This is a genomic window from Fredinandcohnia onubensis, from assembly GCF_002734285.1.
GTDB classification, from domain to species: domain Bacteria; phylum Bacillota; class Bacilli; order Bacillales; family Bacillaceae_L; genus Ferdinandcohnia; species Ferdinandcohnia onubensis_A.
The window spans coordinates 151,933-176,365 of sequence record NZ_NSEA01000001.1; the positions used below are offsets into that span (position 1 = coordinate 151,933).

Consider the following 24,433-nt stretch of genomic DNA (forward strand, 5'->3'; position numbering starts at 1 on the left):
CAGTAGGGAAATGATTTAGAATTTTACTAACTAAAACCAAAGCACTAAAATTTAATTTCAAAAAATGATACGAAAGTATGAAGGTAAATTTCAGTAACATAAAGAAATAGAAACTATACCTAAAAATTTTTTTCAATGCACAAAGGAGTAGGCTTAAAAACAATGGGGGAGTGGGGAAGTATATGCTGATTAGAAAGGCACGTAAGTTTTTAGGAGTTATGGTCATGATTGTTCTTGTAACAAGTCTTTTTTCACAGGTTGGACAAGCTTCAGCAGCTGAAGAAGAAAGATCATGGAAAGATTACACAGAAAAAATTATGGCAAAGGATAATGATAATGGAACCTTAGAACTAGAGCTTCAGGGTACCTTTAAGCTTGCGAAAAATTATGATGTTACTCTAAAAGGGGAAAACAGAGTGTACCAAAAAGCCCTTGCGGATGTAAGAGTTGGTGCGGAAAATGTAACCGTTCGAGTGAATCACAAAAATGAAATTACGAAAATTTTTATCGATAGACCGACTCCAATTGAAACAATGAGGGTTGGGATTATGACATCAGGGTTCGCATCTGTTGACCACGATACAATCGTGTTAAGTTCTAAAGCGGGACTAGAAATTGTCGATAAAGTGGCTGGTGAAGCATTCACAATTCCGGCAAATGAGATAGTAACCTTCACACCTTCTGAAAACGAAATCACATTAACGAATGCGACTGGAGAGGTATTATATACAACTCCGAACAGACTTTATGCTTTTACTGAAGAGGGAAGTAAAATTAAAGTTGAAAATATTACACGAGCAAGTGGAGACCCATCCTACCGTGGGTTCTTTGAAATAACGACATCACAATCAGGGGATAAATTGAATTTAATCAATGAAGTTGATTTTGAGCAATATTTATATCAAGTGGTTCCGAGTGAAATGCCTGCATATTTTGGCGTAAATGCACTAAAGGCACAGGCAGTAGCGGCTAGAACCTACGCGTTAGGCGACTACTTAAGTGACCGTTTTGCAAAAGATGGATTCTTTGTATTAGACAGTGTCATGAGTCAGGTGTATAACAATACACCTGAGAATGCTGCAACCACACAGGCTGTGAATGAAACAGCGGGAGTTATTATGTTAGGTGAAGATGGTAGTTTAGTAGATGCACGATATTATTCAACCTCAGGGGGATATGGTGCGTCTAAACATCAGGTATGGGCTGAAGCTGACGGTACATTCCCAAGTAAGGTTCTACCTTACCTAATCACACAAAGTCATACATTTGATCCAAATGATCCTAGTAAAATGCTAGAAATTGACACGCAAAGTGAAGAAGAAATTCTTGCATTCTATAAAACATTATCTCATACGGGGTATGATGGAAATTCACCTTGGTTTAGATGGAAGACGAGTCTATCTAAGGAAGAGCTAGAGAATACAATCAACGCTAACATTGTGAGTAGACAAGCAGCAGACCCTAAGTTTGTGTTAACTCAAAATGAAGCGGGAGAGTTTGTAAGCCAGCCGATTCCTGCAGAAGGAATTGGGGAATTTGTTGATATGTACGTTGCGAAACGCGGCGATGGCGGGAACATCATGGAGCTTGTCATCGAAGGTACGACAGGAACGTACAAAATCATAAAAGAGTACAATATTCGTTTCACAATTAGACCATCTAATGCTTTTACAAAAGGTGAAACGGTTGTGTTGCATCGTGCTGTTGCAGGAAGCACAGATTACACAGGCACACTTAACAACTACACAATCCTTCCATCAGCTTTCTTTGGTTTTGAAATTGATGAAGAAAATGGCGTAACTTTTTATGGAGGCGGTAATGGCCATGGTGTTGGTATGAGTCAATACGGCGCATATTATCTTGGAACTACGTTAGATTATGAGTTTGATAGAATCCTGACTTCCTATTATCCAAATATGACTCTCCAGAATACATCTGTATTAACTCAAGAATAAAAATGCATGAAACTGCTATCCAAAAATGGGTGGCAGTTTTTGTCGTTAAAATAATATTTTAATTAAACGTAAAATATATTGAAATATAATTTCCGATACGTATAATAAAAGTAACGACCAATTGAAAATTGGGGGATATGAATCATGTATGTTATGGGGATTGATGGAGGTGGGACGAAAACAAAAGGGGTTATTTCCGATGAATTTGGGAATGTCTTTGCAGAGGCATTGGTTGGGGCAACCAATCAAAATGGGGCTGACCACCAAAGCGTTGAAAAAGAGTTAGAGTCCTTGTTTTCATCCTTAAAAGGTCAACATAAAGAAGCTTTTGAAAATCTTCATACAATCTTTGCAGGGATAGCAGGCGTTGACCGACCTGAGGCAAAGAAGATTATGGAGGGTATTCTAGTAAAACTCGCTCCATCACATGCAAAGGTCATCATTGACAATGACGGGGTGAATGCTCTGTATTCCGGAACACTCGGAGCGCCAGGAATTGTCCAGATTTGCGGAACTGGCTCAATCACCTTCGGAGTGAACGATAAAGGTGAGCGAAAACGTGTTGGCGGTTGGGGGTACTTAATTGATGATGAAGGCAGTAGCTATGAACTAGGCAGGGAGGCACTACATTCCATTTTTAAGTCTTACGACAATCGAGGTCCTAAGACGGTTTTAACGGAAATGATTGTCCAGCATTTTCACATTGCTGATCCTTCAGATTTAATTTCTGTTGTATATGGGGCTAAGCATCCACGCGAGATAATTGCGCCATTAAGTAAGTATGTTACAGAGGCCGCTGACCAAGATGATGAAGTGGCAAAGGAACTGATTCGAGAATCGGGAGCTAAAATTGCAAGTTCAATCCATCATTTGTACAATCAGCTTTTTCCATCGAATGAAAGGGAAGTTCCAGTGGTGCTTGTAGGTGGCTTATTTACACGAAGTGATTTGTTTGTCCCTATTATTGAAGGGTTTTTGAAACATATTCAACTCCCAATCACACTTGTCAAACCTCTTACTGAACCTGTAGGTGGAGCGGTGGCTGCAGCACTTTATCATGCGGGAGGCAAACTCAATACGAGATTTGTAGAAAAAATAAATGAAACAATAGTACAATAGTTTGATATTTTGGTTGAATTTTTATTTTAAAAATTTTAAATATTTGCTATAATATGTTCAAATGGTAAAAATAGTAATGCGACTGACGGGGGAACCGTAATGAAATATATACAGTTGGATGAGCAATGGGAATCACAAATCGTCAATCTTTGGAATCGTGAGCTTGGTTCTGATTTTCCGATGAGGGAAGAGCTTTTTAAACAAAATAGTTTTCGTGATCCTCATATACTTCTTTCAGGTTCGTATCTTGCAGTAAATGAACAGAATAAACTTGTTGGTTTTGTCCTCTCGAAATGTATTCAAGATAAGCAGGAAACGCTTCTTAAACAAGAAGATGGTTGGATTCAAGTGTTGCTTGTTGATTCAACGTTTCGTGAAAATGGAATTGGAAGCGTTTTAGTAGAGAAAGCTGAAAAAGCCTTACAAAAACAAGGCTGTAAAGCTATTTTTCTCGGTAGAGACCCTGCACATTATTTTCCTGGAGTTCCACTACAAGATGAGAACACGAGAAAATGGTTCGAAAATAGAGGCTATCAAGCTTCAGGGATTGAATCTGACTTAATCAGGATATTTACACCAAATGAACAATTTGAGTTTCGTAAGCCGAAGAATATTGAAGTTTCCCTAGCAGAAAATAAAGATGAACTTCTAACTTTCCTACACCGTTGTTTCCCAGGAAGATGGGAATATGAAGCAAAACAATATTTTAATAACGGTGGAACGGGAAGGGAAATTGTTTTATTTCGAAAAGAAAATAGGATTATTGGCTTTTGCCGGATTAACGATTCCAAGTCACCGATTATTGGCCCGAATGTATATTGGGCGCCAATGTTCGAAAATGAAGTGGGCGGTGTTGGGCCACTTGGAATTGATAAGAATGAAAGAAAAAATGGGTATGGGCTAGCGATTGTAGAGGCAGGTATCTCTTTTCTAAGAGAAAGGCATATAGATAACATCATTATTGATTGGACAGGATTACTAGACTTTTATAAAAAGATAGATTTCAAGGTTTGGAAACAATATCAGCAATATAGTAAACAGATTTAGTCCTTTCTAATGAAAGAAAAAGAAACCAGATAGGTTGGAAAGGCGTGGCGAAATTGAAGGTTAATATTACATCATTAACAACTGAGCAACGAAATCAACGGTCCTTAAATATCGATCAGCTTACGACATCTCAAATTATTGGAATGATGAATGAGGAAGATGAAACTGTTTCAAAAGCTGTTCGAAAAGTTCTACCTCAAATTGATAAAGCAATTGAGGCAATTTATGCAACTTTAAAACAAAATGGAAGACTTTTTTATATAGGTGCCGGAACGAGTGGCAGACTGGGCGTTCTAGATGCAGCTGAATGTCCGCCAACATTCTGCACACCTCCGGAAATGGTTCAGGCCATCATGGCTGGTGGCGAATCAGCGATGTTTACAGCCGTTGAAGGTGCTGAGGATGACCTCGATGGTGGGGCGAAAGATTTAGAAAAAAGAGGCTTTACGAAGAATGATATTTTAGTAGGCATTGCGGCAAGTGGCCGTACTCCTTATGTGATTGGTGCCTTAAAATATGCTCAAAATCTCGGAGCGATTACGGTTTCGTTAGCATGCAACGAGAATGCAGAAATCAGTAAATATGCGCATCAAAGCATTGAGGTAATTGTGGGGCCTGAAATTTTATCAGGGTCAACTCGGTTAAAGTCGGCAACCGCTCAAAAAATGATTTTAAATATGTTGTCAACGACTGCAATGATTAAACTCGGTAAGGTATATGGAAACTTAATGGTCGACCTTCATGCTAGCAATTTAAAGCTCATTGAGCGAGCGAGAAGAATTGTTATGGATGTGACAGGAATTACGTATCAGGAAGCCGAAGTCATACTCAATCAAACGAATCAAAAAGTAAAACCGGCAATTGTGATGGCATTAGCAGGAGTTTCATTGGAAAAGGCTAATGAAGTAATTGATAGGGCCAATGGATTCACAAGAAGGGCGATTGAGTTTGCGAACGAAGGGAAGTGAATTGAGATGAGGGAGAAGGTATTAGCATTCCTACAGCGAGAAATTGACCAACAGCATATCCCAGGTGCTGTCATTCACATCTCATTTCAAAAGCAAACGATTCTCCAAGAGGTAATTGGAAATCGAGTCGTTTATCCGAAAAAGGAACCGATGAAGCTTACTACCATTTTCGATCTTGCTTCTTTGACAAAGGTGGTTGCCACCCTGCCCTCTATTTTATTACTTGTAGAGGCAGGGAAACTGCACCTTGATGACAAGGTTTCATTTTTTCTACCAGAGTTTGCACGACACGGAAAATCCAATATTACACTTAAAGATTTACTCACACACTGTTCTGGTTTACCGGCACATCGGGAGTATTTTAAAGAGTCTTTAAATACAGAGCAGATTATTGAACGAATTTTTGACGAAAAATTAGTTGCGAATCCGGGTGAGAAAGTCATCTATAGTGACTTAGGTTTCATCCTTCTCTATAAGATTATTGAAAAAGTAACAGAAGAAGATTTTCAGAACTTTGTACAACGAGAGTTATTTGAAAAATTGGAGATGGGCGAAACTAGCTTTCTTCCAAACGTTGAGAGAGAAAGATTTGCAGCAACTGAATACAGTGAAACTTTACAAGATTATAAGCATGGAATTGTACATGATGACAACACGGAAAGCATGGGTGGCGTAAGTGGTCATGCAGGTTTGTTTTCCACTATATCTGATCTCGCAAACTATGCTTCCATGATTGAAAATAATGGGGTCTTTCGAGGGAAAAGAATTCTATCCGAGCAGTCAATACACATCACAAAACGAAATTTCACCCCATACAGCAATGAATATAGGGGGTTAGGCTGGATCTTGAAAAGCCCTGGATTCTCAAGTTGTGGTGACCTATTCTCAAGTTCCGCCTACGGTCACACGGGGTTTACAGGAACAAGCATCTGGTTTGATCCAGATATCCAGTTACATGTCATTCTACTGACGAATCGTGTTCATTTTGGAAGGAAGGATCCGATTCTGAGGCTAAGGCCGAGGCTACATAATTTGATTGCAGCACATTTTCCGAGGGGGTAATGAGGTGTCTGAAAGAATACATTTAATGATTGTTGGCGCTCACTGTGGAGACGGAGAAATTCAAGCGGGAGCCATCGCCCATAAATATGCAAAAGCAGGACATGAGGTTACCTTTCTTCATCTAACAGCAGGAGAAAAAGGCACACCGCCCCATTTAAGCGTAGAGGAGTACCGCATTCAAAAAATAAATGAAGCAGAAAAAGCAGCTGAAATATTGGGTGCAAAAAGCATTACTCTTTCCTATAAGGATGCGGAACTGAAAGAGGATGAAGAAACAGTAACCGAGCTTGCAACGATTTTTAGAAGACTAAAACCAACGCTGGTTATTACCCATTGGGAAAAAAGTATGCATCCTGATCATGCCCTTTGTCCACGACTTGTTCAGTCGGCTTGGCTAAAGTCAGCATTGCCTGGCTTTGATTTAGATGGGCTTCCGCCTCACTCCCTTCGAAGAATGCTTCATAGTGAGAATTGGGAGGACATGGAAGGGTATGTTCCGGATATTTATGTAGATGTAACAGATGAATTTGACACGTATTTAGTGGCGCTATCACAATACTGGTTTATTATGAATTCTACTGATTTCAGGTATTACGACTATTATAAAGCGCTTGGAACAATGAGAGGATGCTTAAACCGTACAACGTACGCTCAAACTCTTAAGTTTCCGGTTGGGGCTAATGTTCGAAAAGGTTCAAGTATACCTGGCTTTGAATTATAGATGTGGAGGTGAGCCTTATGAATCAAGCAGAACTAAGAAGAAAAGTCGGCCAACTAATGGTTGTGGGCTTTAAAGGAATAACAGCCTCCGATGAAATAAAAGAGTTGATTCGCGAGCATCATGTCGGTGGAGTCATTCTCTTTGGCCGAAATATTGGCACACCAGAGGAAATTCTTTCGTTAACGACGGAGCTTCAACATGTGGCGAAGGATGCTGGGCATGAGCACCCACTCTTAATCTGTATTGATCAAGAAAATGGGGTTGTTCGTAGACTAGGAGAAGGTACAACAATATTTCCTGGGGCCATGCTTTTAGGTGCCACAGGCAATCCAGACAACGCCTATGAGGTAGGTGTTGCGACAGGTAAAGAGCTCAGGACACTTGGGATCAACTGGAATCTAGCACCAGTAATGGATGTGAACAATAACCCTGAAAATCCAGTCATTGGCGTAAGGTCCTTTGGTGAGTCAGCCGAAAAAGTTTCCGAGTTTGGAAGAATGGCAATGAAGGGGATGCAGGAGGCTGGTGTCATCACAACGTTAAAACATTTCCCAGGTCATGGAGATACAAATGTCGATTCCCACTTAGACCTACCTGTGATTACACACAACATTGAACGTTTGGAACAAATTGAGTTAAAACCTTTTGTTGATAGCATAGAGGCTGGTGCGGATACGGTTATGTCGGCCCATGTCTATTTTCCAGCAATTGAAGATACCCCAGGTGTCCCTGCGACATTGTCGCGTAAAGTCATCACGGGCCTCCTCCGAGAAAAGCTTGGCTTTGATGGAGTAGTAACAACAGATTGTATGGAAATGAATGCAATTGCCAATACCATTGGCACCGCAAAAGGTGGGGTAGAAGCGATAAAAGCAGGTGTTGACCTCATTATGGTTTCTCATCTCCACCATCTTCAAAAGGAAACGATTGATGCAATTGTTGCTGCAGTGGAATCTGGAGAAATTGATGAAGTCCAGATTGAAGCAGCGGTAGCAAGAGTTACGAGATTAAAAGAAAAGTATTGTAGTTGGGAAGAACTCGGCTCAAAAGAGGTACCTTCATTTGTTGGTGGGAAAGAGCATCAACAGCTTGCGCATGACATTTATAAGCAAGGAATAACGATTGTAAAAAACAATGGTATTTTGCCATTAAAGAATAAACGTGTGCTAGTGGTTTACTCGGAAAATAAATATACGATGCAGGTTGAGGATAGACGCTATTCCTCGATGTATCTTGGTGAAACAATCAAAGAGATTGACGATACTGCGGAAATAGTTGAACTATCAAACCCGGCAACAGATGAAGAAATCCAAAGAGTAGCCGCAAAAGCTCAACAATTTGAAGCGGTTATTGTGGGAACCTTGACTGTTCAAGAAGGTGACGCACAAACAAAGCTAGTGAAGGCATTGTCAGATACGGGGGTACCGGTCATCGTCATTGCGACAAGAAGTCCGTATGATTTGGCATACTTACCAGAGATTCAAGCCTATCTTTGCACATATGAATTTCCCTACCCAGCTTTGAATATGGCGGCAAAGGCTATTTATGGACGTGAACAGGTAACAGGGAAACTGCCGGTTACTATTCCTCAGGTAAGGGAGCGGTTGAAGTGAGTCAAAAGGTAGTTGTGGGTTTAATGTCGGGTACATCTTTAGATGGTATTGATGCAGCTTTAGTTACTATTTCTGAAGATGAACATCAAAAAATCCAAGTGAAACTGATTCATTTTTCAACACTTTCTTATTCAGAAACCATGCGTGAAAGAATCTTGGCATTATGTGACCCGAGTAAAGCTCGGCTTGAGGATATATCTTTAACAAATATGCTACTAGGGGAGCTGTTTTCTGAAGCAGCGAAAAAGGTTGTAGCTCAAGCGGGTCTTGAGATGAAAGATGTGAACCTGATTAGCTCTCATGGTCAGACGATTTTTCATCAGCCTGCAGGTATACAGGTAGAAGACTATACGATTACCTCAACCTTACAAATTGGGGATATTGCCGTGATTGCAGAACGAACGGGTGTTATGACGGTTGGGGATTTCCGGACACGTGATATGGCAGTGGGTGGCCAAGGTGCGCCATTAGTTCCATATGCTGATGACCTATTATTTAGGGCAGATACGAGTGGTAGAATCCTAGCCAATATCGGTGGAATTGCGAATATAACCGTATTACCCCCAGTTGAGAGTCATGAACAAGTGCTTGCGTTTGATACAGGCCCAGGAAACATGCTGATTGATGCCTTTACAACGTGGGCAACGAATGGAAAACATACCTATGATAAAAACGGAGAACTAGCAGCAGCTGGTACCGTAGATGAACAATGGCTTGATGAGCTTTTAGATCATGACTATTACCGCTTACCGGCACCAAAAAGTACTGGTCGAGAGCTATTTGGATTCGATTATGCAAAAGAACTTTGGAATGCAAAAGCCAATTTAGGACCAGAAGATAAGATAGCTACTATTACTGAGCTGACAGCACGAACAATTGCTGAAGAGTGTAAGAGATTTATAGATTCGTATAAAATCCAAGAGATTTTTATAAGCGGTGGTGGTTGGTACAATCAAACACTACGAAAGAGATTGCAAGCTAATCTGCCTCCGTCGATCAAATTAGGAAGTACAGATGAGCTGGGCATACAGGCTGATGCTAAGGAAGCCATTGTATTTGCATTACTAGGCTACCAATGCATCAACAAACGACCAAATAATCTTCCATCTGCAACAGGAGCAAGCGCCCCGGTTATTATGGGGAAAATTGCTCTAGCATAAAAATAAAAAACTGAAGGGAGGCGAGGGCAAGAGCTACAAATATAGTGTTCTGTTGGTACTGGAAAAAACAATGATGAAAGATACGTAAGGGGGAAAAGTAGAATGAAAAAATGGCTTAGTCTTTTTCTTATAAGTATTTTAGTAATTGGATTGTTAGCGGCATGTAGCAAGAAAGAGAACACAACAAAAGATGGCGGCGGAGATAGTGAAAAGGAATGGACAGGTACAATCACAGTATGGGATGGACCACGTTGGCCAGATGATAAAGACAATAAATTCCACTGGATGGAAAGTAAAATTAAAGAATTCGAAGCAGCACATGAAGGGGTAAAAGTTGATTTAGTTCAAGTTCCTTGGGCAGAGCTTCCTGATAAATTAGGTGTTTCGATTGCAGGGCAATCTTGGCCAGATGTTGCACCAGTTGATATTAGTGGTAGTGCAGTAAGTATTGACCATATTGAACAAGGTGTAATTGAATCAGTTGATGAGTTATTTACAGAAGATGAACTTAAGGACTTTTATGAAAATGCATTAGATGCTTACACATTTGACGGGAAATTATATGGAGTTCCAAACTCTCTAACTGTACACGCAATGCTATTAAACTTAGATCTTTTTGAAGAGCGTGGAGTTGAGCCTCCAGCAAACGGTGAATGGACATGGGATGAGTTCTTCGCAGCAGCTGAAAAGCTAACATTTGACCGTGATAACGATGGTAAAACAGATGTATACGGATTCTCAACATATATCCTTCCTGGTTACTATGAGGCATGGCCGTTCTTCTATATCAATGGTGGAAGCCCATTAAATGAAGATATGTCAAAATTCACGTTCACAGAGCCAGAAGCAGTAGAAGCGATTCAACAACTTGCTGATTTGAAATTAGAGCATAACGTAGCTCCTGAAACATTAGGTGGTCAGGACGTTGGTGGTACATTCCAAGCATGGGCAAACGAAGAGCAACGTACTGTTGCAATGCAGCCATGGGCTACATGGGCAATTAGCTCAGCTCAAACAAAATACCCTACAAACTTTGCAGTTGCAAACTACCCAACTGGTAAATCAGGTGAGCCTGTAACAATCGGTGGTGTAGGTGGTTGGACAATGTTCCACCAAGAAGAAGAAGGAAAAAAAGAAATGGTTGGCGAGTTTATTAAGTTCATCTCAACAACAGATGAGCAATTTACGATGGCAACTGAGTATGGTATTTTCCCTGCACGTAAGAGCGCTGCAGACATGGACCCTTATAAGGACAATCCAGAAATGAAGCGTGCACAAGAAATGTCTTCACAAGTTGTTATGCTTCCACGTCACCCTGAGTGGAAGAAAATTGATGAAGCCATTCAAACAGAGCTTCAGTTAGTATTCAATGGTGAAAAGACAGCAGAAGAAGCGATGAAAGCTGCTGAGAAGAAGGTCAATGAATTGTTAGGTGAGTAGTAATAGGCATAAGGTGGGTAGCCCTTAAATGGGCTACTTGCTGCCAAATGAAAGATTGGGGGAATTGCGTTGAAACCCGTTCATCAAACTGCAAATGCAGTAGTACAGACAAAAAAACCAACTATCTGGCTACAAATGAAAAAGAACTATTCCGCATATTTATTTTTACTTCCAAAACTTATCCTGTTTATTGCATTTATTGCGATCCCGGTTGTGTGGGCGTTTATCATCTCCTTCCAGGAATACAAAATTTTTGGGAGTGAATGGGCAGGTTTAGACAACTATATAAAGGTTTTTAAAAGTGATGCCTTTTACGACGCGCTAGGAAATACATTCCTTTTTACGGTTGTAACGGTACCTTTTAACGTAATAAGTGCACTTATCATTGCTTCTCTCATCCATCCTCTTGGAAAACTGTCTCAAAGCTTCTTCCGAGGAGCCTTTTATTTACCAACAGTTACATCAATGGTAATTGTTGCAATGGTCTGGCGCTGGATGTACAACTACGACTTTGGACTGTTTAACTATGTGTTAGGGTGGTTTGGAATGGAACCACTTAACTGGTTGGGACAATCATCATCCGCACTTTGGGCCTTAATCATCATGCAATGTTTAATTCCATTTGGTGTTGGAATCATTCTCTATCTTGCTTCAATGGGTTCAATTTCACATTCACTATATGAAGCGGCTACTATTGACGGGGCAAATAGTTTTCAAAAATGGTATCGCATTACATTGCCATTATTAAAACCATCTACCTTATATTTAGTTTTACTAAGTACAATCGGTTCGTTTCAGGTATTTACACAAATTATTATGATGACGGGCGGAGGACCAGGCACGGCTACAGAAACTCTTGTTCACTTAATCTATAAGACAGGCTTTAGAGATTTCGAGTTTGGCTTTGCAGCAGCACAATCCGTTGTTTTATTCTTTATCATTCTTTTATTTTCAATTATCCAATTCCGTTTACTTCGGTACGATGACTAGGAGGGAAGCATAATGACGACATCAGGTATTCAAAAAGTAAACAAGCTTATTATTTATGTACTACTATCGGTTTTCGCCATTGTTTCCCTTTTACCATTGTATTGGGTGTTTAGTACCTCCTTGCAGCTTAGCAGCTACCAAGATGAAGAATTAGAACGTCAAGTATCTTATGTTGATTCAAATCCTCCGAAAATGTACCCAGTTGGGATTACAGAGTACTTTGAGCACTGGGGGAAGGCTAGGGACGCAGAAAGGGCTGGTGATGCTGAAGCAGCAGCTTATCATCGTGATGTTATGGACTACATCATTGAAGATACGTTTTCAGGATTTACGACCTTGTTTAATAAAAACAACGTAGGCATCTGGTTTTTTAATAGTTTTTATATAGCGGTAGTGGTTACAATTGGGATACTCCTCTTTGACTCAATGGCCGGGTATGTTCTCGCGAAAAAGCGGTTCCCGGGACGAAATCTCATTTTCTGGTCGATTATTGCCACGATGATGATTCCCGGCCAAGTAACGTTAGTGCCGTTGTTTATCATGGTTCGAAACTTTGGAATTATGGATACGCACTGGGCGCTTATATTCCCAGACTTAGCAATGGTATTTGGGGTATTTTTAATGAGGCAATTTATGCACTCGATCCCGGATGAACTAATAGATGCAGCGAAAATTGATGGTGCAAGCGAATGGAAAACGTACTGGAAAATCATTCTGCCATTGGCGAAACCAGGTCTAGCAGCTCTAGGAATCTTTACATTTATGAACGTTTGGAATTCATTCCTGTGGCCAATTATCGTGTTAAACGATGCAAATCTATATACATTACCGGTAGGGTTAAAAACATTACAGGATGCAAACCTGGCGAGCTTCAAGCTTCTAATGAGTGGAGCAGCGATAGCATCCGTTCCAATGATTATTGTATTCATGATGTTCCAACGCCACTTTGTAAAAGGATTAACCCTGGGCGGAGTAAAAGAATAATGACTGATGGAGAGAGCAATCTCTCTTTTTTTGAGGGGAGGGCAAGGAATGGAAATAGGTCTTGACCGCTTTTTAACGAAATCCGTTGATTTATGTAAGGGTAAAAGAGTCGGGGTGGTTACTAATATGACAGGTGTTAACCAACGACTTACTCCAACAATAGATTTGTTCCATGAGCATCCAGATATTCATGTTACTGCATTATATGGACCTGAACATGGAATTAGAGGAAGTGCAAAGGAAGGGGAAAAGATTGATTTCTTTGTCGATCCTTATACCAATTTACCTGTGTATAGTCTTTACGGAGCAACGAAAAAGCCAACAAAAGAAATGCTAGAGAATGTGGATATGATTTTCTTTGATCTTCAGGATATCGGGGCAAGGTACTATACATTTATTTATACGATGGCATATGTGATGGAGGCTTGTGCAGAGTTCGGAAAGGAATTCGTCGTTCTTGATCGGCCAAATCCAATCACAGGGACCGTAATGGAAGGGAATCTAGTGGATGAGGACGTTCGTTCCTTCGTGGGCCTCTATCCAATTCCAAATCGTCACGGTATGACCGTCGGGGAAATTGCGCTCATGTATAAGCATGAATTCGGAATCGATTGTGAATTAACGGTTATTCCGATGGAGGGCTGGAGTCGTGATATGTTTTATGATGAAACCGGCTTGTTTTGGATTCCACCGTCGCCTAATACGACAGGAATGGATATGTGCACGTTATACCCTGGGACCTGTTTGGTTGAAGGAACGAATCTATCGGAGGGAAGAGGCACAACACGACCTTTTGAATACGTGGGAAGTCCCTTTATTGAGGGATACCGGTTGGCGAAGTATTTTAATGAGAAAAAACTTCTTGGGGTGTTAGCTCGACCGATTTCCTTTGTTCCAACGTATCAAAAACATAAGGATCAGGTCTGTGAAGGTGTTCAACTGCATGTAACCGATCGATGGAAAATTCACTCCTTGAAAACAGGACTTACGTTGTTAGAAACAATAGCGGAAATGTACCCTCATGATTTTGAGTTTCTTCAATTTGGTGAAAAGAAAACCTATATGTTTGACCTTTTAGCGGGGACAAAGGATCTTAAGAATCTAGTTTTGAATGGTGGAATTAATCGTTTTATAGAATTATGTGAAGCGGAAACGGAAGCCTTTAAAATGAAAAGAGAACCTTATCTACTTTACAATTAGGGAAGGGGATGGACCGTGTGGTTTCATTTCGATATTATCAATCAGGCGATGAAATAGGAATTGTTCGCCTCTGGAATGAGTGCTTGCTGAAGGATCCAATCACACAGCTTAGGTTTCGAAATCTCGTTCTTTTAGACGCAAACTTTGACCCAAAGGGATTACGAGTTGCGGTTGACGGAGATCAAATAATCGGTTGTGTGTATGCGATACGAAGATTGCTACCAATGGCTGGTACAGACTTAGAGCCGGAAAATGGCTGGATTCCTTTCTTTTTCGTTCATCCGGAGTTCTCGCGGTCTGGTATCGGAGAAAAATTGTTGAAAGATGGGGTGGAATTCCTAGCATCTGAAGGTCGGAAGAATGTTTTCTTTGCTTCGTATGCTCCGAATTATATTCTGCCTGGAATCGATGAAGAAGCATATCCAGAAGGCTATTCCTTTCTCCTCAAGCAAGGATTTGAAAAACAATACTCACCCGTCGCGATGGACCGAAGTTTAGTAGGCTTCACGCCACCCTCTGATGTGCTTGAATTAAAGACACAGCGGGAACAAGAAGGGTACTCATTTTTAACTGCAGAAGATAAGGATTTATACGAAGTGATCCAATTTGCTAACAATGTGTTTAACCCGGATTGGGGACGTGCGATTCGAGAAGGAATTCTACAAGGGCTGCCACTCCACCGCATTTTAATTGCAAGAGTTCGTGAAAATTTAGTAGGCTTCTGCATTTATGGCGGTTATGAAGGAATTCCAGATCGCTTCGGACCATTTGGGGTTGACCCCAACCAGCAAGGTAAGGGGTTAGGCAAGATTTTATTAAATGAATGCTTAAAAAATATGCGTGCAGAAGGATTGCATGGTGCGTGGTTTCTCTGGACGGGAGAGAAGAGTTCAGCGGGACATCTCTATAAGAAAACAGGATTTGAGATAACACGAAAGTTCCATGTTATGAAAAAAACGTTATAATGTTAATAGATTGAATAAAGAGAGTTGATGAAAATGTCCTTTATGACCGGAGGACTCGTAATGCTCCAGGAAATGCATGATAACCTCCCACCGTCTGAAAAGAAAATTGCTTTATATATATTAGAAAATCCACAAGAGACGATTACACTAACGGCCAGTGAGCTTGGTAAAAGAAGTTCAACAAGCAGTGCGGCGGTTATTCGACTATGTAAATCACTTGATTTAAAAGGGTTTCAGGATTTAAAGCTTCGTATCGCAGGAGACCTGCAAAAGAAGAAAGCAACGGGATTCCGCGATATTGAGCCAAATGAATCTACTTTGTCTATTATTGAAAAAATGACAGACAATAGTGTTCAAACTTTACGGGAAACGGCTGAGTTGCTAAACAATGAAGAGCTTGAAAGAGCGGTTGAAATCTTAATAAATGCCGGGACAATTCACTTTTTTGGTGTGGGCGCATCAAGCATCATCGCTCAAGATGCTCAGCAAAAATTTTTAAGAATTAATAAAAAAGCAACAGCATTTCCGGATCTACATATGGCCGCAACCTTGGTTGCGAATGCGGATGAAAATGATGTTGTTGTTGGGATTTCGTTTTCGGGGGCAACGTTTGAAGTTGCGAAAATCCTTGAGCTCGCGAATAAAAAAGGAGCACATACGATTAGCTTAACAAAATACGGCTCATCAATTGTTACAGAGCAGGCAGGCATTCGCCTTTATACCTCTGCTACCAGAGAGCCGACTTTCCGAAGCGGTGCAACTTCATCAAGAATCGCCCAGCTTCATGTGATGGACATTCTTTTTATGAGTGTCGCCTCACAGGCATATGACCAAACCGTCCAACACCTTGATGAAACAAGGGAAATGATTAATATCTTGCACGACCCAATAAAATGAGACCAGAGATGGTCTCTTTTTTTGTAGTGTGGGGGAGACGCTGTTCACCGCTAATGTGAACAGTTTCTTCAAAAAGCCTAACTTGCTGTGCATCAGAGGGTTTGGAGTGTAGTCAGCCACCTAGAAACTTCCAAATGATGATACTCCAGCGGGTTTGGAGTGTAACCAACTACCTAGAACTTACCAATTGGTAATGCTCCAGCTGACTTGAGAGATACTTAATCTCCTAGAAAAGCAAAATGGTTACTTTCTAAAAGTTTTTTACTATCTGTTTTTCCTTTTTTATACAAGGTATGTCATAACTTGCGCTTAAGCTGCTGGATATTGAAATAATTTCCAAAGGTCCCCTCATATTCTCCTTTTATAACACATCTTTCTCCTAAATATATACAAAAGTCCAGTCAAATCCCTCGTTTATGCTCTTGATTTACCATAATTTCCCAAAAGTACAACCATACCCCTCATTTATACTTTAGGGATTTACCATAATCCCCCAAAAATACCCTTAAACCAGATCAATGTCCTCCAAAACTCAAAACCATACCGATAAAATCTCACTCTTTGTATCACAAATCCAAAACTAACAAATAATATAATAATAATAAGAAAAAGTGTCCACTGGGTATAAACATTTGATGAATAATGTGGTAAAGTAGGAAGTATAAATGTTGATATAAAAGGGTTTATAAAAATTAAAATGTATTCCCTAGAAATACACTTGTGTTTTGTAAACATACAAAGGAGGATTCTAATGTCGAAGGTGTTGGACTCATTTTTGCATGAAAATCTGGAGGACTTAAAGACGAAAGGTCTTTACAATGTAATCGACCCTCTACAAGGTGCAAACGGACCTATTATTAAAATTAATGGAAAAGAGCTTATTAACTTATCTTCTAACAACTACTTAGGATTAGCGACTGATGAGCGTCTAAAAGAGGTTGCTAAGGAAGCAATTGATACGTACGGAGTTGGGGCAGGTGCGGTTCGAACCATCAACGGGACACTTGATCTTCATATAAAACTAGAAGAAAAGCTTGCTGAGTTTAAACATACAGAAGCAGCGATTTCATATCAATCTGGCTTTAACTGTAATATGGCAGCCATTTCAGCTGTGATGGATAAAAATGATGCGATTCTATCCGATGAGCTAAACCATGCTTCCATTATTGATGGATGCCGTCTTTCAAAGGCGAAAATTATTCGTGTCAACCACTCTGACATGGATGATTTACGCAAGAAGGCAAAAGAAGCAACTGAATCTGGTTTATATAACAAAGTCATGGTCATCACAGACGGGGTTTTCTCTATGGATGGTGACATTGCGAAACTACCTGAAATCGTACAAATTGCAGAAGAATTTGATCTCATTACATATGTAGATGATGCCCACGGTTCAGGTGTTTTAGGTAAAGGTGCTGGTACGGTGAAGCACTTTGGTCTTTCTGATAAAGTAGATTTCCAAATTGGAACTCTTTCAAAAGCGATTGGCGTTGTCGGTGGTTATGTAGCGGGTAAGAAGGCGTTAATTGACTGGCTAAAAGTTCGAAGCAGACCATTCCTATTTTCAACTGCTGTCACGCCAGCGGATGTTACTGCTGCTACAAAAGCAATCGAAATTCTAATGAGCAGCACAGAACTCCACGACAAGCTATGGGATAATGCCAACTACTTCAAGCAACAGTTAAAAGAGCGTGGCTTTGATATTGGACACAGTGAAACTCCAATAACACCCGTGATTGTTGGGGAAGAAGTAAAAACCCAAGAGTTCAGTAAGAGATTAATTGAAGAAGGCGTCTATGCAAAATCCATTGTATTCCCAACTGTACCAAAAGGAACAGGAAGGGTCCGCAATATGCCAACAGCGGCACATACAAAGGAAATGCTAGACGAAGCAGTTGCGATTTATGAAAAAGTAGGCAAGGAAATGAACATTATCTAAAAGCTGATCAGACGATCATCTTGGGGGAATGAATAATGGAGAAAATTATAATTACCGGAGCATTGGGCCAAATCGGTTCAGAGCTTGTTACCAAACTGCGTAAGGTTTATGGTGCTCAAAATGTTGTTGCGACAGATATTCGAAAAACGGATTGCGAAGTTGTTCACTCAGGTCCGTTTGAGATTTTAGATGTAACAGACGGAAAAGCAATGTACGATATTACGAAAAAATACGATGCAGACACATTGATTCATTTGGCAGCATTGCTATCTGCAACTGCAGAAGCAAAGCCACTTTTAGCTTGGAACTTAAATATGGGTGGGCTTGTCAATGCATTAGAGGTTGCTCGTGAATTGCGTTGTCAGTTTTTCACACCGAGCTCAATTGGGGCATTTGGTCCGTCCACACCAAAGGATGGAACCCCACAGGACACCATTCAGCGCCCTACTACAATGTATGGTGTGAACAAGGTTTCTGGCGAATTACTTTGTGATTATTACAATCATAAATTTGGTGTTGATACAAGAGGACTACGTTTCCCAGGGCTTATTTCGTACGTGACACCACCTGGTGGTGGGACAACAGATTATGCAGTTGAAATTTATTATGAAGCTCTGAAAAATAAAAGCTATACATCGTATATTGATAAAGGGACGTTTATGGATATGATGTATATGCCAGATGCGCTTCAAGCCATTGTAGACTTAATGGAGGCAGAGGAGTGCAAGTTAAAACACCGAAATGCTTTCAATGTGACGGCGATGAGCTTTGCGCCTGAAGAAATTGCAGCAGTTATCAAAAAGTATATTCCAGAGTTTGCGATGAGTTATGATGTTGACCCAGTCCGCCAAGCGATCGCTGAAAGCTGGCCAAATTCAATTGATGCAACTGCAGCAAAAGAAGAATGGGGCTTTAAAGCACAATATGATCTCGAATCAATGACAAAAGATATGCTAGAAAAATTGAGTGTCAAGCTAGTGAAAAATGCTGGATAAATAACATGAGGAGTATGAATCTTACGGATTCATACTCCTTTTTATTCATCTTAGACGCCCATTTTTCTGCGAGTATTACTCGGTTTTTTTGTTTGCTGGCTTTTCATTTTTTTTGTTGAAAGGTCGCCATTCATTTTTCCTTGTGAATTAGAAGACTGGGCTTTTTTGTTTTCAAGCTGTTGCTTCATAGCCTCTTGCAGGCTAATCTTCTTTTTTGGTGCTTCGGGTTGATTGTTCTCGGTCATAGAAAATTCCTCCTTAATGGATACGATAGTCAGTCTAGTATAATCTATTTTGATTCAAATGGGAAAGGTCCATTATAGTGAAAACGATAATAGGGTAGCTGAAAAGAAGAAAAACCACTAAACAGTGGTTTATTAGTCCCGCATTGCTCCTGCTTCTCTAGAGGTCATGGCACCCTGACCTTGGCTTACATCCTTTGCAATTTCTTGTTTTACTTTTTGTGGATCTGTTCCTGCGACATCTGTTTGCATCGTATTCTGTTTAGGTTGTTTTTGTGGCATAGTGATTCCTCCTGCATTTTTATTCTACAACCATAGTATTAGCAATACGTCTCGTTACATCCAGACTTTCATTTTTAAGACTAAAAAGTACTAGGAAAAAAATCCCTAGCACTTCTCAAATATCTTAATTCATTTCAACCTGTACATTTTGCTTTTTCAATTTCACTGCAAAATACCCAATCGTAATCGCTATGAAAGCTACCATATAGGTTAAAAGAATGAAGTTGTTATGCCACATATAACCGAAGTCACCACTTGAAATGACAGCTTTAAATGACTGTACGGAATATGTCATTGGTAAGAGTGCGTTAATTGGCTGTAAGGCATTTGGAATTAGTTCAAGTGGGAACGTTCCAGCACTCGTTGTTAATTGTAAAATTAAGACGATGATCGCAATGAAACGACCAGGGTCCCCCATTATAGTCACAAGCATTTGGATTAACGTTAAGAAAGTAAAGCTTGTGATTAAAGATGTGACAAAGAATAATGGAATACTTGCGACTTCAATTTTTAGACCTTCTAATAGGATGATGTCGACAAGAGCTGCCTGGAACACACCGACGATGGCTAATACACCAAATTTGCTAAAGAACCAGCGGAATGCATTAGTTGGTTGTACAACAGGTTCTTTAAGTTTAAATACAATTGACATTAGTAATGCACCAACAAATAGACCAAGTGAGATAAAATAGGGTGCAAATCCTGTTCCATAGTTAGGAACGGTGTTCATTTCTTGCTTTTTAACGGTGACAGGTTCGCCCATCATGTCGTAGGTTTCGTTAGAAGCTTCCACAGAATTTGCTTGTTCGGCACCTTCCGCAAGTTTCTCAGCAAGTTCATTCGAACCCTCAGCAAGTTGAACAGTACCCTCTTCTAACTCTTTAGACCCATCGGCAAGCTGTCCTGCACCATTTTGTATTTGACCGGCACCATCTGTTAATTGGTTCATCCCATTAGTTAAATCGTGAGCGCCGTTATTAAGTTCTACAGAACCGTTGTATAATTGGCTAATTCCCTGTTGTAAACTTATCTGACCTTCGTTAATCTGTTGAAGCCCAGCTAATAATTGGTTAAAGGTAGGACTCGTTTGAGATATAAGTTCTTCCTCTAAACCAGTTGTTGCGGCACCAAACTGTTGATGTAGCCCAGTTTTAAATTGGGTGAATCCTTGGTTAAGTCCATTTTCAACGCCTGCTGATATTCCTGGTTCGAGATTTTGTTTCAATTGCTGTTCTAATTGTTGTTGTAACTGTTCTTTCGTTGGCTGTTTTTGAGCCATTTGCGCAATAAAAGCAGAAGCATGCGTTTCGTCCATTATTTGGTTTTCAATTAAGGTCGTTTTAAGCTGCTCCATTTGTTGTGTTTGAGATGCGAGCATTTGGTCTGCTAATTGTTCAGAAAGATTGGCTGCAATCCCATTTGTTAGTTGAGTTGATAGTCCAGTGCTAAGTTTCTTCTCAAGTTCATCTAAACCTTCATCAACTTTGCTCACATTACTATTAAGCTGCGTCGTTACTTCCTCTGCAATTTGCTTTGGCAGTTCTTCCTTCATGAGGGCAACCCCATCTTGGATTTGATTTGTCCCATTTACTAAAGAAGGAATTTTTTCATTCACTTCGTTAAGACCTGCTTTTACTTGGTTTGTTCCAGAAGCAAGACTAGTTGCTCCGGATTCTGCTTTTTTAACTCCATTTGTAAATTCAATTGATTTTGACGCTAGAGTAGCTAGGTTTTCCTCTAGTGTTTTTGATCCGTCATTTACTTTTGCTACACCTTCCGCAAGCTGTTCAGATCCTTCACTTGCTTGGGTTAAACCGTCTGCTAGGTTTTGAACCTTGCCAAACATGGTTTCAGCGTAGGTGGTTGTAACATTCTTTGATACTTCTGCCTTTATTTTTTCAAGTGCGGTTTCTCCAATTTGAGAAGACAGAAAGTTTGTGCTTTCATTTGGCACATATTTAAGTTCCAATTTTCGTGGTTGACGATCTAATAAAGAAGTAGCGTTTTTTGAAAAATCTTCAGGAATTTCAACTACTATATAATAATCCCTGTTTTCAAGCCCTTTGTAACCTTCTTCCATTGAGACAATGTGAAAATCGAAAGTGTCGTTTTTGGAAAGCTTATCCGTTAACTCATTTCCTAGCTGTAACTGGTCGCCTTCAAATTCGGCTCCAGTATCCTCATTTACAATAGCGACTGGTAAATTTTCCATCTGGTCGTATGGATCCCAAAATGCCCAGAGAAACATGCCTGCATAAAGAACAGGAACAAAAGCTACCGCTAAAATTGGAATGAGAACCTTTCGATTTGAAAGGATATGTTTTAATTCAGCAATAAAGGATGATCCCTTCATATAAAAACCTCCTAATAAAAATATAAAAATATGACCGTTTTATTCAAATGGTCATTTTCTGCCAAATAAGATGGGTACTCAACTTGAGGACCCATGGCATGACTATTTTTCTAACCCTTTAAAGAAATACAGCTGAAATAAATTTGAAATTTCTTTTTTTTTAAGTGGTTCGTGGTTTCGTTCCCAATCAAAGATTAAGGAAACATAAAGCTTTAACATGACAAAAGCTGTGATCTCTGGGTTACAGGGCTTAATCTCATCGCGGTCGATTGCTTCTTGAATCATGTCTTTCATATAGTTGATAATTGCCTGTTCAACACGCTGTACAACCTCAACAACTGCCTGTGTTCCGATATCTCTTTCTTCTTGAAAAAGCTTAATCGTTAGCTGGTGGGACTTACGGAATTCTAGTAATCGAAAAAGGATCCGGTGTGCATTTTCATAAAAAGTACTTTTTTCATCCATTGCTTCTTCGGCTACCATTTTCATATCCCGAATGAGAGTACTGATGATCTCGTCGAATAACTCCTCTTTGTTTTTGAAAAAGGTATAAATTGTACCTTTACCAACGCTCGCGAGCTTCGCAACCTGGTCCATTGTTGTGGCCTTGTATCCGAATAAAGAGAACGATTTAGTCGCAGCTTCAATTATTAACTGTTTTCTATCAATCGCCACCTTTGATCACCTCACTTTAGGTGGATTGACCAAATGAGAAATATGGTCATTTAATTCACAGTGAGAAATATATCACACCAAACGCTACATTGCAAGTCCCGTTCGTTTTTTGCTGTATAATAGTGAGTTTTAACGATTTCATGAAAACGTAAACTTTTTTGTTGTAATTATTTTTTGCCCGTGCTAATATAAATCTTGTAAAAGGAATGCAACCGTTTGCGCAACAAATTGCGCATAGCAGTGAAATCAATAGAACACAGTAATATCAATGGTATATATTTTTTAAACGCAATGAAAGCGTTTAATTAACAGAATGGAAAAATGACTAATTTCTACAAAAAAGTCCAAATTTATGCAATCGGTTTCCTAAACCTGTGCAACGGTTCCTTCCTTTCAAAAATGTAAACTGGGGGTTTTATCATGAAAGCAAAGAAACTTTTTCCTGCAGTAATGGCACTCTTATTCTTATTAAGTGTGGCTCTTGTAGGATGTTCTTCTTCGGATGATGGAGAAAGCTCAAGTGGAACTAAAGGCGATTCAAAAACAACAACAGTAGATATCTTCCAATTCAAAGTGGAATTTAAAGATCAATTTGAAGCTGTTGCAAAGCAATATGAAGAGTCACACGATGGTGTTAAAATCAACATCACAACTGTTGGTGGTGGAGAAGATTACGGTGCAGCACTTCGTTCAAAATTTGCTTCAGGTGAAGAGCCAACAATTTATAACATTGGTGGACCTCAAGATGTTGCAGACTGGGTAGATAGCTTAGCAGACCTTTCTGATACAGCAGCAGCTGGAGTTGCATTAGAAGGAACTCTTGAAGGCGTTACACAAGATGACAAAGTGTTAGGACTACCTTTTAACCAAGAAGGATATGGCTTAATTTACAATACAGCAGTATTTGAAAAAGCTGGAATCAATCCAGATGAAATTACAACTTTCGCTGCTTTAGAAGAAGCGGTAAAAACATTAGACAGCAAGAAAGATGAATTAGGTTTAGATGCTGTGTTCGCTCTACCAGGTAAAGAAAAATGGGTAACGGGCTTACACTTATCAAATGCCTTCCTATCCCCTGAATTTGAAGGGAATGTATTAGGAACATTCGATTCTGCAACAGTAGATTTTAAATATGGTGATGCATTTAAGAAAGTTCTAGATTTACAAAATGAGTATTCTGTTCAACCAACAGTAAGTTTAGACTATGCAATGCAAGTAGAAGAGTTATTCTCTACTGGCCGAGTGGCAATAATTCAACAAGGTAACTGGGTATATGGTTCAATCGCAGGTATAGATGAAGAGCTTGCAAACAATGGAGTAAGCATTCTACCAATTCCTGTTGAAGGCTATAAAGAAGATTCAATCCCAGTTGGAATTCCAATGTACTGGGCAGTTAATAGCAATAAAGATGAGGCAGAAATAAAAGCTGCAAAAGACTTCTTAGACTGGTTATATACTTCTGAAGAAGGAAAAACAGCTGTGTTAGAAGACTTTAAATTTATCCCTGCATATGAAGGATTTGACGCTTCAAAAGTTTCTGATCCACTAGGGAAATCAGTGTATGAGTACGCAACAGAAGGTAAAACAATTCCTTGGGTATTCATGGGCTACCCAACTGGTTGGGGCGAGCAACAGCTTGGTGTTAATATTCAAAAATACATCAGCGATGAAATGAGCTGGGAAGATCTTGTGAAGGAATCTCAAAAGGCTTGGGAAGACACAAGAAAATAATCGATTGACCTTACAATAGAAAACAAGGCAGCGTATGGTTGCTTTGTTTTCTCCTTTTATACAAAAATGAACGGGAGCTCGAGCTCCCCCAAATA

Annotated in this window: 21 protein-coding genes; 17 read left to right on the forward strand and 4 right to left on the reverse strand. The window is 39.8% G+C overall.

Annotation, left to right across the window (positions count from 1 at the left end):
• Positions 1-182 precede the first annotated feature (182 nt).
• The 16 genes from CKJ95_RS00660 to CKJ95_RS00735 all read left to right on the forward strand — a co-directional run bounded on the left by CKJ95_RS00660 (position 183) and on the right by CKJ95_RS00735 (position 19,055).
• A complete protein-coding gene (locus CKJ95_RS00660) occupies positions 183-1,955 on the forward strand; it encodes a SpoIID/LytB domain-containing protein (RefSeq protein ID WP_099351485.1) in 1,773 nt (590 codons plus the stop codon).
• A gap of 144 nt (positions 1,956-2,099) precedes the next feature.
• Entirely contained in the window at positions 2,100-3,074 is a 975-nt protein-coding gene (locus CKJ95_RS00665) for an N-acetylglucosamine kinase (RefSeq protein WP_099351486.1), read from the forward strand.
• 99 nt (positions 3,075-3,173) lie between these two features.
• Positions 3,174-4,121 (forward strand): GNAT family N-acetyltransferase, encoded by a 948-nt coding sequence (locus CKJ95_RS00670; RefSeq protein WP_099351487.1) that lies wholly within the window; start codon positions 3,174-3,176, stop codon positions 4,119-4,121.
• 44 nt (positions 4,122-4,165) lie between these two features.
• On the forward strand, positions 4,166-5,089 hold the full coding sequence (gene murQ, locus CKJ95_RS00675) for an N-acetylmuramic acid 6-phosphate etherase (RefSeq protein ID WP_099351488.1): 924 nt from the start codon (positions 4,166-4,168) through the stop codon (positions 5,087-5,089).
• A 6-nt stretch (positions 5,090-5,095) separates the two neighbouring features.
• Positions 5,096-6,151, forward strand: coding sequence for a serine hydrolase domain-containing protein (locus tag CKJ95_RS00680; RefSeq protein ID WP_099351489.1), 1,056 nt, complete (start codon positions 5,096-5,098; stop codon positions 6,149-6,151).
• Positions 6,152-6,155: 4 nt separating this feature from the next.
• Entirely contained in the window at positions 6,156-6,872 is a 717-nt protein-coding gene (locus CKJ95_RS00685) for a PIG-L deacetylase family protein (protein WP_099351490.1), read from the forward strand.
• A 17-nt stretch (positions 6,873-6,889) separates the two neighbouring features.
• On the forward strand, positions 6,890-8,485 hold the full coding sequence (gene nagZ, locus CKJ95_RS00690) for a beta-N-acetylhexosaminidase (RefSeq protein ID WP_099351491.1): 1,596 nt from the start codon (positions 6,890-6,892) through the stop codon (positions 8,483-8,485).
• Positions 8,482-9,645 (forward strand): anhydro-N-acetylmuramic acid kinase, encoded by a 1,164-nt coding sequence (locus tag CKJ95_RS00695; protein WP_099351492.1) that lies wholly within the window; start codon positions 8,482-8,484, stop codon positions 9,643-9,645. Before nagZ ends, CKJ95_RS00695 begins: the two co-directional genes overlap by 4 nt.
• 102 nt (positions 9,646-9,747) lie before the next feature.
• Complete coding sequence (locus tag CKJ95_RS00700) at positions 9,748-11,085, forward strand: ABC transporter substrate-binding protein (protein ID WP_099351493.1); 1,338 nt, start codon at positions 9,748-9,750, stop codon at positions 11,083-11,085.
• Between the two features lie 69 nt (positions 11,086-11,154).
• Positions 11,155-12,075 (forward strand): carbohydrate ABC transporter permease, encoded by a 921-nt coding sequence (locus CKJ95_RS00705; protein ID WP_099351494.1) that lies wholly within the window; start codon positions 11,155-11,157, stop codon positions 12,073-12,075.
• Between the two features lie 12 nt (positions 12,076-12,087).
• Complete coding sequence (locus CKJ95_RS00710; protein ID WP_099351495.1) at positions 12,088-13,059, forward strand: carbohydrate ABC transporter permease; 972 nt, start codon at positions 12,088-12,090, stop codon at positions 13,057-13,059.
• Between the two features lie 48 nt (positions 13,060-13,107).
• Positions 13,108-14,259, forward strand: coding sequence for an exo-beta-N-acetylmuramidase NamZ family protein (locus CKJ95_RS00715; protein WP_099351496.1), 1,152 nt, complete (start codon positions 13,108-13,110; stop codon positions 14,257-14,259).
• Between the two features lie 17 nt (positions 14,260-14,276).
• Positions 14,277-15,224, forward strand: coding sequence for a GNAT family N-acetyltransferase (locus CKJ95_RS00720; protein ID WP_099351497.1), 948 nt, complete (start codon positions 14,277-14,279; stop codon positions 15,222-15,224).
• A 60-nt stretch (positions 15,225-15,284) separates the two neighbouring features.
• On the forward strand, positions 15,285-16,121 hold the full coding sequence (locus CKJ95_RS00725) for a MurR/RpiR family transcriptional regulator (RefSeq protein ID WP_099351498.1): 837 nt from the start codon (positions 15,285-15,287) through the stop codon (positions 16,119-16,121).
• Positions 16,122-16,872: 751 nt separating this feature from the next.
• Positions 16,873-18,060 (forward strand): glycine C-acetyltransferase, encoded by a 1,188-nt coding sequence (locus tag CKJ95_RS00730; RefSeq protein ID WP_099351499.1) that lies wholly within the window; start codon positions 16,873-16,875, stop codon positions 18,058-18,060.
• A gap of 35 nt (positions 18,061-18,095) precedes the next feature.
• A complete protein-coding gene (locus CKJ95_RS00735) occupies positions 18,096-19,055 on the forward strand; it encodes an L-threonine 3-dehydrogenase (RefSeq protein WP_099351500.1) in 960 nt (319 codons plus the stop codon).
• Positions 19,056-19,105: 50 nt separating this feature from the next.
• Here CKJ95_RS00735 and CKJ95_RS00740 read toward each other — a convergent pair whose 3' ends face one another.
• From CKJ95_RS00740 to CKJ95_RS00750, 4 genes are all read right to left on the reverse strand, one after another.
• Positions 19,106-19,300 (reverse strand): hypothetical protein, encoded by a 195-nt coding sequence (locus CKJ95_RS00740; RefSeq protein ID WP_099351501.1) that lies wholly within the window; start codon positions 19,298-19,300, stop codon positions 19,106-19,108.
• A gap of 132 nt (positions 19,301-19,432) precedes the next feature.
• Entirely contained in the window at positions 19,433-19,579 is a 147-nt protein-coding gene (locus tag CKJ95_RS23255) for a hypothetical protein (protein WP_180271380.1), read from the reverse strand.
• A gap of 124 nt (positions 19,580-19,703) precedes the next feature.
• The gene (locus tag CKJ95_RS00745; protein WP_099351502.1) at positions 19,704-21,932 is read right to left on the reverse strand and encodes a YhgE/Pip domain-containing protein; all 2,229 of its coding nucleotides are present in this window, start codon (positions 21,930-21,932) and stop codon (positions 19,704-19,706) included.
• A 102-nt stretch (positions 21,933-22,034) separates the two neighbouring features.
• Entirely contained in the window at positions 22,035-22,607 is a 573-nt protein-coding gene (locus CKJ95_RS00750; RefSeq protein WP_099351503.1) for a TetR/AcrR family transcriptional regulator, read from the reverse strand.
• Between the two features lie 420 nt (positions 22,608-23,027).
• Here CKJ95_RS00750 and CKJ95_RS00755 point away from each other — a divergent pair, with 420 nt between their 5' ends.
• Entirely contained in the window at positions 23,028-24,338 is a 1,311-nt protein-coding gene (locus CKJ95_RS00755; protein WP_099351504.1) for an ABC transporter substrate-binding protein, read from the forward strand.
• Positions 24,339-24,433 lie beyond the last annotated feature (95 nt).

Bases quoted from the DNA above. Each gene is read 5' to 3' on its own strand.
- CKJ95_RS00660 (WP_099351485.1), top strand. From the start codon at position 183: ATGCTGATTAGAAAGGCACGTAAGTTTTTAGGAGTTATGGTCATGATT.
- CKJ95_RS00665 (WP_099351486.1), top strand. From the start codon at position 2,100: ATGTATGTTATGGGGATTGATGGAGGTGGGACGAAAACAAAAGGGGTT.
- CKJ95_RS00670 (WP_099351487.1), top strand. From the start codon at position 3,174: ATGAAATATATACAGTTGGATGAGCAATGGGAATCACAAATCGTCAAT.
- CKJ95_RS00680 (WP_099351489.1), top strand. From the start codon at position 5,096: ATGAGGGAGAAGGTATTAGCATTCCTACAGCGAGAAATTGACCAACAG.
- nagZ (WP_099351491.1), top strand. From the start codon at position 6,890: ATGAATCAAGCAGAACTAAGAAGAAAAGTCGGCCAACTAATGGTTGTG.
- CKJ95_RS00700 (WP_099351493.1), top strand. From the start codon at position 9,748: ATGAAAAAATGGCTTAGTCTTTTTCTTATAAGTATTTTAGTAATTGGA.
- CKJ95_RS00710 (WP_099351495.1), top strand. From the start codon at position 12,088: ATGACGACATCAGGTATTCAAAAAGTAAACAAGCTTATTATTTATGTA.
- CKJ95_RS00715 (WP_099351496.1), top strand. From the start codon at position 13,108: ATGGAAATAGGTCTTGACCGCTTTTTAACGAAATCCGTTGATTTATGT.
- CKJ95_RS00725 (WP_099351498.1), top strand. From the start codon at position 15,285: ATGCTCCAGGAAATGCATGATAACCTCCCACCGTCTGAAAAGAAAATT.
- CKJ95_RS00730 (WP_099351499.1), top strand. From the start codon at position 16,873: ATGTCGAAGGTGTTGGACTCATTTTTGCATGAAAATCTGGAGGACTTA.
- CKJ95_RS00735 (WP_099351500.1), top strand. From the start codon at position 18,096: ATGGAGAAAATTATAATTACCGGAGCATTGGGCCAAATCGGTTCAGAG.
- CKJ95_RS00740 (WP_099351501.1), bottom strand. From the start codon at position 19,300: ATGACCGAGAACAATCAACCCGAAGCACCAAAAAAGAAGATTAGCCTG.
- CKJ95_RS23255 (WP_180271380.1), bottom strand. From the start codon at position 19,579: ATGCCACAAAAACAACCTAAACAGAATACGATGCAAACAGATGTCGCA.
- CKJ95_RS00745 (WP_099351502.1), bottom strand. From the start codon at position 21,932: ATGAAGGGATCATCCTTTATTGCTGAATTAAAACATATCCTTTCAAAT.
- CKJ95_RS00755 (WP_099351504.1), top strand. From the start codon at position 23,028: ATGAAAGCAAAGAAACTTTTTCCTGCAGTAATGGCACTCTTATTCTTA.